Annotated in this window: 12 protein-coding genes; 9 read left to right on the top strand and 3 right to left on the bottom strand. The window is 60.1% G+C overall.

The window, feature by feature from the left end; genetic code table 11:
• Positions 1 to 2: 2 nt before the first annotated feature.
• On the top strand, positions 3 to 869 hold the full coding sequence (locus tag CEPID_RS01665; RefSeq protein ID WP_047241265.1) for a hypothetical protein: 867 nt from the start codon (positions 3 to 5) through the stop codon (positions 867 to 869).
• Here CEPID_RS01665 and menE read toward each other — a convergent pair.
• Positions 866 to 1,990: an o-succinylbenzoate--CoA ligase gene (gene menE / locus CEPID_RS01670; RefSeq protein WP_047239488.1), complete on the bottom strand. Its 1,125-nt coding sequence runs from the start codon at positions 1,988 to 1,990 to the stop codon at positions 866 to 868. The two genes, CEPID_RS01665 and menE, sit on opposite strands and share 4 nt — an antisense overlap.
• 291 nt (positions 1,991 to 2,281) lie before the next feature.
• Here menE and CEPID_RS01675 point away from each other — a divergent pair, with 291 nt between their 5' ends.
• Positions 2,282 to 3,595: a YkvI family membrane protein gene (locus CEPID_RS01675; protein WP_201775206.1), complete on the top strand. Its 1,314-nt coding sequence runs from the start codon at positions 2,282 to 2,284 to the stop codon at positions 3,593 to 3,595.
• Here CEPID_RS01675 and CEPID_RS01680 read toward each other — a convergent pair.
• Entirely contained in the window at positions 3,592 to 4,515 is a 924-nt protein-coding gene (locus tag CEPID_RS01680; protein ID WP_047239489.1) for a 1,4-dihydroxy-2-naphthoyl-CoA synthase, read from the bottom strand. The two genes, CEPID_RS01675 and CEPID_RS01680, sit on opposite strands and share 4 nt — an antisense overlap.
• A gap of 296 nt (positions 4,516 to 4,811) precedes the next feature.
• Here CEPID_RS01680 and CEPID_RS01685 point away from each other — a divergent pair, with 296 nt between their 5' ends.
• The 6 genes from CEPID_RS01685 to CEPID_RS01710 all read left to right on the top strand — a co-directional run bounded on the left by CEPID_RS01685 (position 4,812) and on the right by CEPID_RS01710 (position 12,205).
• Positions 4,812 to 7,064 carry an ATP-binding cassette domain-containing protein gene (locus CEPID_RS01685; protein WP_047239490.1) on the top strand — a complete coding sequence of 751 codons (2,253 nt, stop codon included), beginning with the start codon at positions 4,812 to 4,814 and terminating at the stop codon, positions 7,062 to 7,064.
• A 65-nt stretch (positions 7,065 to 7,129) separates the two neighbouring features.
• On the top strand, positions 7,130 to 8,080 hold the full coding sequence (locus tag CEPID_RS01690; protein WP_236684309.1) for an o-succinylbenzoate synthase: 951 nt from the start codon (positions 7,130 to 7,132) through the stop codon (positions 8,078 to 8,080).
• A gap of 56 nt (positions 8,081 to 8,136) precedes the next feature.
• Positions 8,137 to 9,753: a 2-succinyl-5-enolpyruvyl-6-hydroxy-3-cyclohexene-1-carboxylic-acid synthase gene (gene menD / locus CEPID_RS01695; RefSeq protein WP_047239492.1), complete on the top strand. Its 1,617-nt coding sequence runs from the start codon at positions 8,137 to 8,139 to the stop codon at positions 9,751 to 9,753.
• Complete coding sequence (locus CEPID_RS01700; protein ID WP_236684273.1) at positions 9,753 to 10,190, top strand: DUF3592 domain-containing protein; 438 nt, start codon at positions 9,753 to 9,755, stop codon at positions 10,188 to 10,190. Before menD ends, CEPID_RS01700 begins: the two co-directional genes overlap by 1 nt.
• An 83-nt stretch (positions 10,191 to 10,273) precedes the next feature.
• A complete protein-coding gene (locus CEPID_RS01705) occupies positions 10,274 to 11,485 on the top strand; it encodes a glycosyltransferase family 4 protein (RefSeq protein WP_047239494.1) in 1,212 nt (403 codons plus the stop codon).
• 75 nt (positions 11,486 to 11,560) lie between these two features.
• Positions 11,561 to 12,205, top strand: a complete 645-nt coding sequence (locus CEPID_RS01710) for a demethylmenaquinone methyltransferase (RefSeq protein ID WP_047241267.1) — start codon at positions 11,561 to 11,563, stop codon at positions 12,203 to 12,205.
• A gap of 13 nt (positions 12,206 to 12,218) precedes the next feature.
• On the opposite strand, the gene CEPID_RS01715 is transcribed toward CEPID_RS01710, so the two are convergent.
• Entirely contained in the window at positions 12,219 to 13,466 is a 1,248-nt protein-coding gene (locus tag CEPID_RS01715) for a geranylgeranyl reductase family protein (RefSeq protein ID WP_047239495.1), read from the bottom strand.
• A gap of 148 nt (positions 13,467 to 13,614) precedes the next feature.
• Between CEPID_RS01715 and CEPID_RS01720 the strand changes: the two genes are divergently transcribed.
• On the top strand, positions 13,615 to 14,658 hold the full coding sequence (locus CEPID_RS01720) for a polyprenyl synthetase family protein (RefSeq protein WP_047239496.1): 1,044 nt from the start codon (positions 13,615 to 13,617) through the stop codon (positions 14,656 to 14,658).
• Positions 14,659 to 14,682 lie beyond the last annotated feature (24 nt).

Below are 14,682 nucleotides of genomic sequence, written 5' to 3' on the forward strand. Positions count from 1 at the left end.
TGATGTGGATCGGATATACCCTCGGGCAGATCGCCAGCTTCTTCCTTACTTGTTTCCGCATCATCCCGCTCTACGTGGGCAACCGCATCAAACATACCCGGATCCCGAGCAGCGGCCCTGTTGTCATCTCGCTTACCTCACACGGTAAGCGGTTGGAAAAGGTGTACTTGACCTTGGAATCTATCGCCCGGGGCTATATGAAAGCACCGATCGTGCTGTGGCTCGACGAAGAAGATTTTCACTCAGAGTACCCAGAGACACTCCAGCGCCTCATCAAGCGCGGGCTGCAGGTGCGCTGCTCAGATGGGCACTATGGCCCGCACACCAAGTACTGGGGGCAGTTCCGCGAAGTTGTCGGCACGGATACCCGCGTAGTAACCATCGATGACGACATGATCTACCCAGAATGGTTCCTGCAAAACTTGCTGTTCATCGGCGATCTCCGCAGCGATGTCATCCACGCCTACCGTGCCCACCGCATCGAGCTTCGCGACGGCCGAATGATGCCCTACGCAAAATGGAGCGCCGCCAATACCTGCGATGCTTCCTTCCTCCACTTCGCCACCGGGGTGTCTGGGGTCATGTACCCGCCGGCTTTCATCTCCTATGTGGTCGAACAAGGCGACGTGTTTCAGCAGCTCACCCCACGTGCGGACGATGTTTGGCTGCATGCCTGCGCGCTGCGTTCCGGCCACCCCATCCGCCAGGTCTATGCACAGCCGCGCCACTTCGCCGTCATCCCGACAACTCAGATCGGCGCCCTGGTAGTAGGAAACACGCTCATGGGTGGAAACGACGAACAGATCCGCAAGGTCTACCACCCCGAGGACCTGGAAAAACTCGTTGAGGCTTCCCGGCAGGAAGACTAACCAAAGAGGTTGGCCACTTTCCGACGATCCACCTTCCCCGGACCGATGAGTGGCAAAGCCTCCACCTGCTTAATTTCGCGGGGCAGTTGCCAGCGCTGCAGGTCGTCCAGGCCAGAAATTACTTCGCCGGGGGAGACTGCCCCCGAATAAGCGGCCACGATCTTTTGCCCCAACCTGGGATCCGGGACACCGAGGACGCAGACCTCCCGCACGCCACGCACCGCCAACATGGCGTTTTCTACCACTTCAGGCTGAATTTTCAGGCCTCCGGTGATGATCACATTGTCCAGGCGTCCCGACACCACCAACGTGCCGTCCACCACGGTTCCTAGATCCGAGGTGGCGAACCAGCCGGGCGTGGCGAACGCGGGGGAGTCTGGCACGTTGCGGTAGCCGTGGGCCACCATCGGGCCCCCCAGATGGATACGCCCCGAGCTGTCGGTACGGACCTGCGCCCCCGGTATTGGCTTCCCGTTGTAGACACAACCTCCGGAGGTCTCTGATGAGCCATAAGTTGTAACCACATTGATGTCCAATTCGCGAGCGGCGCGCAGCGTGTCGGGTCCCACCGCCGCGCCGCCGACCAAGATGGCATCAAAAAGCCGGAGTGCTTCGATGCCTTCTAGGGTGTCCATGGCTTTGACCAGCTGGTTAGGTACGAGAGAGGTGTAGACGCGGTCGTCGGTGGCTTTGAGCTCCCGGGCCGCTTGCGCGAAGGCGCTGATGTGGAAGCCGGTGCGCAGGTCCAGGCACAGTGGCTCGACGCCAGCGATCAAGCTGCGGATGAGCACCTGGATCCCGGCGATGTGGTGGCCGGGCAAGGCGAGCAACCACTGACCTGCCCCACCTAAGAACTTGTGCGTGGCATCCGCGCTGCTAACGAGGTTAGCGGGGGAGAGCATCGCCCCCTTGGGCTCGCCAGTGGAGCCCGAGGTGGCCATGACCAGGGCGGTGTTTTCGATGTGTTCGCCGGCCCGTTGGCTGGCACGCAGGACGCGCGCCCGCGCATGATCCGTGGAGGGCAAGGGTAATAATGCGCACTCGCCACTAATGGCGCGTTCGAGATCGTCCAGGATTAAAGCCGGGTTTTCGGCAGGCACGACGAGTGGCTGAAGGTTCATGTCTAGTGATTTTAGGGGCTTGGGAGCGTATCAAAACGGTAACTCTTTCTTAAATAGCGAGTGTGCGCTGGTCAGTAAGTGAAAACCATGCCTGGGCGCGCAGGGTGTAGCGGAGCAAAACCCCAGCATCGAGACCTTTTTGAGACCTTTGCCTGCGTGACCACAGGGTTTAGTCCGTCCTAGAGTAGAACGCACTGTGATGGCTGCCATGGGGTAGCCGGTGATGGCTGTCGTGGGACAGCCACAGATGAGAAGAGGATCGTCGTGATTAAGCGGGCAATAGGCATCGCTATGGCGTTTGTAGGCGTTGTCGTTGGTGCAGGATTCGCATCCGGGCAGGAAGCGATTCAGTTTTTCGTGGCCTTCGGCCCATGGGGGATAGTCGGAGCAGTCATCTCCAGTGTGTTGATTTCCATCACGGGCATGATCGTCCTGCGCTTCGGGTCCTACTGGATGGCCCAGGAACACACCGCCGTGCTCAACGAGGTAGCGGGTCGGCCGATCGCCCTGCTTCTCGACGTCGGGGTGATGATCACGCTGTTTTCTGTCGGCTTCGTGATGTTTGCCGGGGCGGGCGCGAACCTGCAGCAGCAATTCGGTCTGCCGTTGTGGGTCGGCTCGGCAATCATGATCGTGCTGACCATGGCCACCGGTTTCCTGGACATTGACAAAGTCTCCACGGTTATCGGCGCCTGCACCCCGTTCATCATTATGTTCATTGTTCTGGCCACGGTGTACGCCATCACCCAGGCCCCCAGCGACCTTTCAACACTTGATGCCGCTACCGCGCAGGTCCAAACCGGGCTCCCGAACTGGTGGGTGTCTTGCCTGAACTACGTGGGCTTCAACCTGATCGTGGGTGCATCTATGGCAATCGTGATCGGCGGCGTGCAGACCGATACCCGCGCAGCCGGCTGGGGCGGATTCCTAGGTGGCTTGATCTTTAGCGCGCTGGTGTTGTGCCTGGTGGTGAGCCTCTGGCTGACGCTGCCAATCGTCGGCCAAGAAAGCATGCCGACGCTCGCACTGGTCAACCACATCCATCCATGGTTGGGCATAGCGATGGCAATCGTCATCTACGCCATGATCTACAACACCGCGATCGGCATGTTCTACTCGATGTCGCGCCGGGCCACCGCCAGCCGACCTCACCTTTTCCGACGTGTCTACCTCGGATTTTGCGTGATTGGGATCGTGCTGTCCACCGTCGGATTCAAGAGCCTGGTTTCGTTTTTGTATCCCATCTTGGGCTACGTCGGTCTAGTGCTCATCGCGGTGCTGTTCCTCGCGTATCTCCGCCACCGTCGGCAGATCGACGCAGAGATCAAGCGACGCGAGACGATTCGTGCACTCCTGATCCGCAAGCTCGACCCGCGGAAGATGTTCACCCGAAAGCACGCTTCTGCCCTGCAGAAGGCGGTGGAAGAATCGCCCGCGGAGTCGGAGATCTTGCAGGAAAACCTGACGGGCGAAGTCGTCGACGAACTTGTTGCCGATGAAACGGTCGATTTCACCGCGGCCGATGCCGCCCGGGTCGAAGCCGAAGGGCTTGGTGATTCCCCCAGCAAAGCTGCCTCCGACTTAGCAAAACACCCCGCCTCCTAGTAGTAATACGGGAACTCGGACCAGTCCGGGTCGCGCTTTTCCAGGAAGCTGTTCTTTCCTTCCACGGCCTCATCGGTCATGTAGGCCAAGCGGGTGGCCTCACCTGCGAAGACTTGCTGGCCCATGAGGCCGTCGTCAGTCAGGTTGAAGGCGAACTTAAGCATGCGCTGCGCAGTTGGGGACTTTCCGTTGATCTCGCGGGCGACTTGGATCGCTTCGTCTTCCACGTCCGCATGGTCGGCAACGATGTTGACCGCGCCCATGCGCTGCATTGTCTCCGCATCGTAGGTGCGTCCGAGGAAGAAGATCTCTCGGGCAAATTTCTGGCCCACCATCTTTGCCAAGTAAGCGGAGCCGTAGCCGGCATCGAAGGATCCGACATCTGCATCTGTTTGCTTGAACTTGGCGTACTCGCGTGAGGCGATCGTGAGGTCGCACACCACATGCAGCGAGTGCCCACCACCCGCGGCCCAGCCGTTGACCACCGCGATCACGACCTTCGGCATGGTGCGGATTAGGCGCTGCACCTCCAAAATGTGCAGACGCCCACCCTCGGCCTTTTCGCGAGCCTTATCGACGGTCTCTGCCGTCTCTCCTTCCGCATATCGATACCCCGAACGGCCACGAATGCGCTGGTCACCGCCAGAACAGAACGCCCAGCCACCGTCCTTTTCGCTCGGGCCGTTGCCGGTCAGCAACACGGTGCCGACATCAGGTGAGCGACGCGCATGATCGAGTGCCCGGTAAAGCTCATCGACGGTGTGTGGTCGGAAAGCATTGCGCACCTCGGGGCGGTCGAATGCGATGCGCACGATGCCGTCGGCACGGCTGGTGCCGACATGCCGGTGATAAGTGATGTCCGTCAGGTCTTCGAAACCCTCGACGGTCTGCCATTGCGTGGGGTCAAATGGGTTAGTCATGGGTACCAGCTTAGTTTTATGGGGACGGTCGGCTGGCGTGATGGCACCGGGTAGGGCTGGCTTGGGTCGGCAGCGCCTCGATTTGTGCTGCACAGCTGCTACCGCGTCACTTCGGTGTAGTCGGACTACCCAGCGGTGCTGGAAAACGGCCGAAAATGCCCCTAGAGCGTAGTCGGACTACCACGAGGGGACGCGGTAGCGGGTTTGCAGCCGTTTGTAAGGGAAGCAAAGCATTCCCCGCCACTGCCAGGGCGGAGCCAGCGGGAGGGCGTCGATAAGCGTGCGATAATGGTGATATGACCTTAAACCCAGCCGATGCTCACGACACTATCCGGGTGCGTGGCGCCCGCGTAAACAACTTGAAGAATGTGGACGTTGATGTCCCGAAGCGTCGCCTCAACGTGTTCACCGGAGTGTCCGGCTCGGGTAAATCGAGTCTGGTGTTCGGCACCATCGCCGCCGAGTCGCGCCGACTCATCGATGAGACGTACTCGACCTTCATCCAGGGCTTCATGCCGTCGTTGCCACGCCCTGAAGTCGATGTGTTGGAAAACCTGAGCCCAGCAATCATTATCGATCAGGAGCGGATGGGGGCGAATTCCCGCTCAACGGTCGGCACCGCGACTGACGCGCACGCGATCCTGCGACTGTTGTTTTCGCGCCTAAGCGAGCCACATGTCGGCACCTCCAGCGCGTTTTCCTTCAACCTTCCCGACGGCTGGTGCCCCACCTGCGAAGGCTCCGGCCAGGCCGCGACCCTCGACGAGAGCAAAATTATCGACGAATCGAAGTCTCTTAATGCAGGAGCAATCACCGCGCCGGGCCATAACGTGGGGGAGTGGTATTGGAAGACCTATGGCGAAACGGGGCTGTTTGACCTGGATAAGCCGATCAACAAGTTCAGCAAGCAGGATCGCGACATGTTGATGTACGCCGAGCCACAAAAGATCAAGGTTAACGGCAAAAACACCAGCTACGAGGGGTTGATCACCCGTGTGCGTCGGTTGTGGATTGATCGCGCGGAACCACCGAAGGCGAAACAGATCGTCAACTTTGTGGCAGATATCGCCACCACGAGCACCTGCCCAGACTGCCAGGGCTCTCGGCTGAAGGAAGCGGCTCGGATCGCCACGGTCAACGGCAAGACCATCGGCGAGCTGGCCACCTGGCAGGTCGACGAGCTGCTGACTTTCGTCCAAGGCCTCGATCCAAAGGTCGGCCCAGCCCGCGACAATCTTCTCGGCATCCTCCAATCCATGGTGGACATCGGCCTCGGCTACCTCTCTCTCGACCGCGCGGCCGGCACCTTGTCTGGTGGCGAAGCCCAGCGAGTGAAAATGATCCGCCACCTGGGCTCACCGCTCTCCGACGTCACGTACGTTTTCGACGAGCCGACGACGGGACTGCACCCGCACGACATTCAGCGGATGGTCACCCTACTGCAAAATATTCGCGACAAGGGCAACACGGTGCTGGTCGTGGAGCACAAGCCGGAGGTCATCAAGGCTGCGGATAATATCATCGACATCGGCCCGGGATCGGGCAAGGACGGCGGCGAGCTGGTGTACTCGGGCCCGCTTGAAGGGCTCGCCGAGACGGATTCGATCACTGCGAAGTACCTGAATACGAAGCTCACACTGCGGGAAGCCCGCACGCCCCCCGGCGTGCTCAAGGTCGAACATGTCAACCGCAATAACGTGCGTGACGTGACCGTTGAATTCCCACTCGGGGTACTTACCGCAGTTACTGGAGTGGCGGGATCGGGCAAGTCCTCGCTGGTCAGCGCAGCCCTTTCCGAGAGGGATGATGTTCTGGTTGTTGACCAATCTGCAATTCGTGGCTCAAGGCGTTCCAACCCAGCGACCTACACCGGCATCCTCGACAAGATTCGCGCAAAGTTTGCCAAGGACAATGGGGTCAAGTCAGCACTGTTTTCCAGCAACTCGGAGGGCGCGTGCGAGACCTGTAAGGGGCTCGGCGTGGTGTACGTGGACCTGAGCTTCACCTCCGGTGTCTCCACGACCTGCGAAGAATGCCAGGGTAAGCGCTTTAAAGAAGATGTGCTGCAGTACAAGGTAAACGGCTTGGATATCTCGGAAGTCCTTGACTTGTCCGTCCGCCAAGCCTTGGAGGTGTTCAAGACCGGCGAAATAGCTAAGGTGCTGAAGCGACTCGTATCGGTCGGTCTACCGTACCTGAAGCTGGGGCAGCCACTGTCTACATTGTCCGGTGGTGAACGCCAGCGGCTTAAGCTCGCAGCTCAGATGACGGAAAACGCGCCGATTATCGTGCTTGATGAGCCAACCTCGGGCCTGCACCTCGCCGACACAAAGACCCTCATCGAGATGATGCACTCGCTTGTTGACCAGGGCCGCACGGTGATTGCCATCGAGCACAACGTGGCTGTCATGGCTGCCGCGGACCACATCATCGACGTCGGCCCGGAAGCCGGCCACGGTGGCGGGCAGATCGTTTTCGCTGGTACACCTGAGGATATGACCAAGGCACAAACGACCACCGCCGAATACTTGCGGAAGGCGCTCGCTTGAATTTCAACATTCACGACATTGACCTAGACGAATTGATCGACCGCTCCTACGTCGTCAGCTTGCCCATGCGGGTCTCGTTCCGGGGCATCACCACCAGGGAAGCCCTGCTCATCGACGGCCCTGCCGGCTGGGGAGAGTTCAGCCCGTTTCGCGAGTACGCACCTCAGGAGGCGAAACATTGGCTGGCCTGTGGTCTGGAGATGGCTTTCCAGGGGCCTCCGCCGGCGCTACGCGATCGAGTGGAAGTCAATGCCACCATCCCGGCGGTTGCGCCGGAAGAAGTCGCTGAGCTGTTAGAACGCTCTCCGGGCTGCATGACCGTCAAGGTTAAGGTCGCTGAAAAGGGTCACACGTTAGCCCAGGATCGGGCGCGGGTCGAGGCGGTTCGGTCAGCGCGACCGGGAGCCAAGATTCGGATTGACGCCAACATGGGCTACACGCTTGACCAAGCCGAGGAAGCCGCCATGACTTTTGGCCCCCTCGACTACTTGGAACAGCCGTGCGCAACCCTCGACGAACTCGCTGAACTGCGTCGTCGGCTGCAACGCAAGGGCATCTTCCAGCGGGTAGCGGCGGATGAGTCGATCCGAAAGGCCGACGATCCGTTCCTCGTGCTTGAAAAGAAGGCCGCCGACGTGGGCGTCGTTAAGGCTCCGCCCTTGGGTGGCCCCCGCCGCTTGCTGCAGATTGCGGAGCACTTGGCGGAGCATGGGTTGGCCCTGACGGTGTCGGGCGCGCTGGACACGGCAGTCGGTATGTATGCCGGGATTGCAGCGGTGGCCGCGCTGCCGGACCACGATGACGACGATTTCATCCACGTCCCGCCCGCCCCCGCAGGCCTGGGCACGTCCTCGCTGTTCGTGCATGATGTGGCCGAAAGCCGCCCGCTTATCGACGGTCATCTCGCCGTAGCGCCAGTCGTACCAGAGAAAGCCCGATTGGCTGAACTGGCCGCGTCGGCAGACGTGCGGGATTGGTGGATAGCTCGGCTGCGGGAATGCTATCGGGCGTTGTAACCCGCGCATCAGCCGAGGGAACTTCCCCCGCCCTAGACGCAGTAGACTTAAAACCCATGACCGCTGTGGACGTTGCTAACCGAATTGTCGCTGAACTCATCGCTTCGGGAATGACGGATGTTGTTGCCTGCCCAGGCTCGCGCAACGCACCGTTGTTGTTGGCGCTCGCGAAGTCCCCGCTCAAGCTGCATATGCGTATCGACGAACGCTCGGCCGCATTCCTCGCGCTCGGACTTGGCCGAGTCCAGAAGCGGCCGGTGGCGGTGGTGATGACTTCCGGGACGGCTGTCGCCAATACCTTGCCAGCTGTGATCGAAGCACAGCTTTCGGGCACTCCATTGCTGATTCTTTCTGCGGACCGTCCGGGCTACTTCGTGGGTACCGGCGCCTCCCAAACCATCCAGCAAAACGGGCTTTTTGAGCCCTATGCCGAGACGTTCAACATCGAGGTAGACACTCGTCCGGATACGGCGGCCGCCACCCTCCGGCGTGCGTTAGCCCGCCCGGTGAGCCACGTGAATGTTGGTTTCCGAAACCCCTTGGTGGGGCAGTCTGAGCTGATCGAGGCCAGTAAACACAGCATTAAGCTGGGGGAACGTGACTGGGGTACTAAAGATCTGGACCTGACCAAGAACACGTTGGTCGTCGCTGGCGACGGTAGTTGGGCGGTCGAAGGTCTCGAGGACGTACCGACCATCGCCGAGCCAACCGCCCCGGCGCCCTATCACGCAGTTCACCCGCTAGCTGCCGGGGTCTTCGCACAGGAGCAGGTCTCCAGCGAGGGGTATGTGGTGCACACGAAGCCCGAACAGATCGTGGTCGTTGGCCATCCGACGCTGCATCGTGGGGTCTTGAAACTACTACAGGATCCAGGCATTGAGTTAACGGTGCTGACCAAGAACGACCAGTTCACCGACCCGACCGGCAACGCGAAACACGTGGCCAGCCGAGTGCGGGTAAGTGGAGAGCCGTCCCAGCGGTGGCTTCAGATTTGTGATGCGGCGAGCCGACTGGCAGCCGAGACGGTGCGAGAACAGTTGGAGAAGTCTGAGGATTTCACGGGCCTGCATGTCGCGGCAGCCATCGCGGATACCCTGGGTGTTGGTGATACGCTCGTGGTCGGTGCCTCCAACCCGATTCGCGATGTTGCCTTCGTGGGTCTGCCGTTTGATGGCGTGAGCACCTATTCACCGCGCGGAGCTGCAGGAATCGACGGTACTGTGGCACAGGCCGTGGGCGTCGCCCTGGCTACTCAGGCGATGCACCCGGAGGAGATTCGCGCGCCTCGCACTGTCGCGTTGCTCGGCGACGTGACTTTCCTACACGACGTTGGCGGCTTACTGATCGGCCCCGACGAGCCACGCCCAGAAAACCTGACCATCGTTGTTGCCAACGACAACGGTTGTGGCATTTTCGAAACCTTGGAGCAAGGCGCGGAAGAATATCGCGACCGCTTCGAGCGCGTATTCGGCACCCCGCACGATGCCCAGATCTCAGACATCTGCGCAGGATACGGGGTAGAACACCAAGAGGTTACTTCGTTGCCAGAGCTTATCGATGCCCTCATGGACAGCATCGAGGAACCCCCAGCATTCCGCGTGATTGAGGCGCGTACCACGCGCGCTTCCCGCCGCGATTTGCATGCAAACATCACGAAGGCTGTGAAATTTTAGTGCAGGTCCGTCGGCGTCTTACCCAGCTGGTTATCGCGTTGTATGCCTGTGCGATCCTTGGCTGCGTGGCGATGGTCGCAGGCCCATTTCTCAACGACCGTGAAATCAACGCGAGCCATGGACGGGCGCTGGCCCGAGTAACCTCGGTATCCAGCATCCGGACCACGGTGGATTATCAAGACGAAGCAGGTATTTTCCACTCACCGCGCGCGGGTGTGTTGTACCCGAGCGGGCTAGGTGAGGGGCAGCGAGTCTGGGTTGAGTACGCTAAAGGCAATCCGGAGTTGGTCAAAGTTGAAGGTAGGACGTGGACGCTTTCGCTGCTGCCGGCCGGGTCAACTGCCGCGGTAGCTACGGTGGTTTTCATAGCCTTGCTCGTCGCTTTGCGTCGAGGTGGGCGTCGAAAAGCGCAACCGGCGATAGGTGGAATGAATTAGTTCGCAATCTTTTTGCCGTAATGTTGCTTCTAGGTAACCTGGTGACAAGCTTTACGTGACTTTGAAGGGAGACAATCGTCCGCATGCGAGTAGCGATTGTGGCGGAATCTTTCCTACCAAACGTCAATGGCGTAACGAACTCGGTGCTCCGAGTGCTGGAACACCTCCATGCCAATGGGCATGAGGCAATGGTTGTTGCTCCTGGGGCGCGGGATTTCGAGGAAGAAATCGCAGATTACCTGGGTTTCCCGATCTTCCGGGTGCCCACCATCATGGTTCCGCTGATCAATTCGCTGCCGGTGGGCGTGCCGATTCCAGCTGTCACCCACGCGTTGCGAAACTTCAACCCCGACATCATCCACTTGGCCTCGCCGTTCGTGTTGGGTGGCGCGGGAGCTTTCGCTGCACGTCAGCTGCGTGTTCCGGCGATCGCGATCTACCAAACGGACGTCGCGGGTTTTGCCACCAAATACAAGTTGACGCCACTCGCTGCCGCGAGCTGGGAGTGGACCCGAACTCTGCACAACATGTGTCAGCGCACGCTCGCGCCGTCTTCGGTGACCATCGCGGAACTGGAATCCCATGGCATCAACGAGATTTACCACTGGGGTCGCGGCGTGGATACGGTCCGCTTCCATCCAGCCAAGCGTTCAGAAGAGCTGCGCAAAGAATGGGACCCAACGCGTTCTAAGCGCATTGTGGGCTTCGTTGGACGGCTGGCTGCGGAGAAGGGTGTCGACCGCCTGAAGTCCCTTGCACACCGCAATGACCTGCAACTAGTTATCGTCGGCGACGGTCCCGAGCGTGCCTCGCTCGAAGCTGCCATGCCCAACGCAGTGTTTATGGGTGCGCTTGGCGGCGAGGAGCTGGCTGTGGCCTATGCCTCCCTCGATTTGTTCGTGCACACGGGCGAATTTGAGACCTTCTGCCAGGCCATTCAGGAAGCGCAAGCCTCCGGCGTTCCGACCATTGGCCCTCGTGCCGGTGGCCCGATCGACCTCATTACGCCGGGAGTCAATGGTGAGCTCCTCAACGTAGACACCTTCTCCGCTGAACTTCCGGACGCGGTCGACTCTATCCTGCATCCGGTACGCTACGACCGCATGCGCGCAGCCGCCCGTGATTCTGTGCGCACCAAAACATGGGAAAGCCTGTGTGCCCAGCTGATGAAGCATTACGACGCTGTCATCGAACAATCCCGACGCGTCCCACTCACCTTCTTCGGGCCCATCCCGGAGCTGCCATTGTGGGCAGCGAAGGCGCTAGGTGCCCGCATCGACGCCAACCACCAGTAGGTCGACTACGCTGGACGCGTGGCTAAAAAGGGAATCAAGGCGAATCTGGACAAGCAGCCTATCGACGTCGCTCGGATGTTTGACCAGGTCGGTAAGAACTACGACATCACCAACACGGTGCTCACCATGGGGATTGATGCTCACTGGCGGCGTCGAACCCGGCAGCGCCTCGCGCTGAAGCCAGGTGAACTGGTCCTTGATCTAGCTGCGGGCACTGCAGTTTCGACAGTTGAGCTGACAAAATCCGGTGCGGATGTGATCGCGTGCGATTTCTCCCGTGGCATGCTCGCAGCCGGTGCGCACCGCAACGTACCCAAGGTGGCTGGCGATGGCATGCAGCTGCCGTTCCCGGACAATACATTCGACGCCGTCACCATTTCCTACGGGCTGCGCAACATCCACGACCACGAGGCTGCAATTCGGGAAATGGCTCGAGTAACCAAACCCGGCGGACGACTGACGATCGCGGAGTTCTCCACCCCGATTCTTCCTGGATTTGCTCAGGCGTATGCGCTGGTTTTGCGGGTGCTCCCTGGCATTGCGCGGGCTGTGAGCTCCAATCCGACTGCATATGAATATTTGGCGGATTCTATCCGGGCATGGCCGGACCAGGAGGAATTGGCGCGTCGCATTAATCGCAATGGCTGGGTGGATGCGGGTTGGCAGAACCTGACGTTCGGCATCGTGGCGTTGCATTCGGCTAGGAAGCCATTGGCCTAGCTGCTGGGGCTACCTAGCTCCACAGCGGTGCGTCGCCACGTCGGCCCGCGACGGCGCGTCCGGCAGTGCGCCATAACCGCGCGACGATGTCGTTGTCTTCCTCGGTGACTAGGTTTCCCATCAGCCGGGCAGCGGACCTCATCAAAAGTGGGGTATTCAGGCCCAGGGGGCCGGTCATCGGTAGGAATTGCGGGTAGGTGAGCGCGCGGGCTAGGGTTCGCGCTAGCTGGAAGGTGTCGCCATACTGCGTGCGGAGGACATGCGGCCACAGCAACGAGAAGTCTTTCGAGGTAGCAGCGAGCTCAACGGCAAGTTCCGCGGTCTCCATGCCATAGTCGATCCCTTCGCCGTTGAGTGGATTGACGCAGGCAGCAGCGTCGCCGATGAGCATCCAGTTAGGGCCAGCGACCCCGGACACAGCGCCACCCATCGGCAGCAGTGCAGAAGCAACTTCAGTTGGCTCGCCGAGTTTCCATTCGTCCCGCATAGAATCGGCATAGGTGCGCAGCAGCTTCTTCGTGTTGATCCGCGCGGGCCGCTCATCTGTTGACAACGCTCCGCAACCTAAATTGACCCTGCCGTTTGCGAGCGGGAAAATCCAGCCGTATCCCGGCTGGATCGCGCCGGAGGAATCGCGGAGTTCCAGGTGGGAATGGATCCAGGGCTCGTCGTGCAGCGGGGTAGGGCAGTAGGAGCGCGCGGCGATGCCGTACACCTCTCCACGGTGCCACTCGCGTCCGAGGCGCTTGCCGAAGGTCGAGCGCACGCCGTCGGCAACGATAACCACGCGGGGCTTAACGACGCGCTCCTGCTCACCTACGCGAACGTGGACCTGCTCGATCTGCCCGTTCGCGAACTGGATCTCTCCTGCTTCGGCACCCTGCCACAGTGTGACCTCAGGTTGGCTAGCTGCGTGTTGGACGAGGTAGTTGTCTAACTCGGTACGCGGCATGGCGGAACCTTCGGGGCCGAAAGCAGAGTCTGCCCAAGGGGCGGTAACCGATCCGCCGAAACCGTGCAGTTTCAAACCGTGTGAGGTGTAGTTGCGCAGGATGTCGTCGGCTAGGCCGAGTTTGCGTAGTTGGTGGATGGCGCGAGGGGTGAGGCCGTCACCGCAGGTTTTGTCGCGGGGAAACTCGGCGGCGTCGATAAGCAGGGTGCTAAGGCCCTGGCGTGCTGCGTAGATGGCGGCGGTACTGCCGCCCGGGCCGGCGCCTACGATGAGTAGATCGGTCGAAACTATGTCGGTCACGTCTACCATTGTGGCAAGTTACTGCAAGCGACACCCACCCCGGGGTGTGTATCGCATAAATCTTTGGACTACGGTAAATACCTAGCTAGTTTTATTTTCGGGACTCATGGGGCCACCATGGGTCAACACGTGACTTTTAGATCGAGGGCATCGAGGAATGAGCAATGGCAACGGCACCTCGCCAATCACCCAGGTGACTGCAGCGGACGGCACTGTTCCCCATATTGAACTTGGCGATGCCCAATTAACCAGCGCCGTCAATTCTGGATTGCAAAAAGTCGAAAACCTCTTGCGCAGTGAACTCCAGCAAGGTGAAGACTTCGTCACCGAAAAGGTGCTGCACCTGGCGAAGGCGGGCGGGAAACGATTCCGCCCCATGTTCGCGCTGATCGCGTCTCAATACGGCAGCGAGCCAGGTTCAGACAATGTTGTCCGCGCAGCCACGATCGTGGAGATGACCCACCTGGCAACCCTCTACCACGACGACGTGATGGACGAAGCGGACATGCGACGCGGGGTAGACTCCGCCAACGCCCGCTGGGACAACTCCATCGCCATTCTTGCCGGCGACATTTTGCTGGCAAATGTTTCCCGCATTATGGCCCAGCTTGGTACGGATACTGTTCTGCATTTCGCCGAGACCTTCCATGATCTGGTTACCGGCCAAATGCGCGAGACCATCGGCGCTCGAGATGGCGATAAGGTCGAACACTACATGGCAGTGATCAAGGAAAAGACCGGGGTGCTTATCGCTTCCGCAGGCTACCTAGGTGCCCTTCACGCGGGCGCGCCCAAGCCGGTGTGTGAGGCTCTCCACGCTTTCGGCTACGACATTGGCATGGTCTTCCAGATTGTCGACGACATCATCGACATCTTCTCGGACCCCAAACAGTCCGGGAAGAACCCCGGCACCGATCTGCGCGAAGGTGTATTCACCCTCCCCGTCCTCTACGCATTGGCTGATACGTCCGCCGCCGGGGCCGAGCTGCGCGAAAAGCTTACCGGCCCTATCGGGGACAACGACGAGTTGCTCGTCGAGGTACTTGGTTTGATTGAAAAAACTGACGGGCGTGAACGCGCGCTTGCCGACGTCAACCGCCTCCTTGAGCACGCCAACGCCCAACTCGATTCCCTGCCTGAAGGACCACACACTGATGCGCTGCGTACCCTAGCTGCCATGACAGTTGCCCGCGTCGGATAAAACTACTTTTAGCTGCATCTACCT

It is taken from the genome of Corynebacterium epidermidicanis (assembly GCF_001021025.1).
In the GTDB taxonomy this organism is placed as follows: domain Bacteria; phylum Actinomycetota; class Actinomycetes; order Mycobacteriales; family Mycobacteriaceae; genus Corynebacterium; species Corynebacterium epidermidicanis.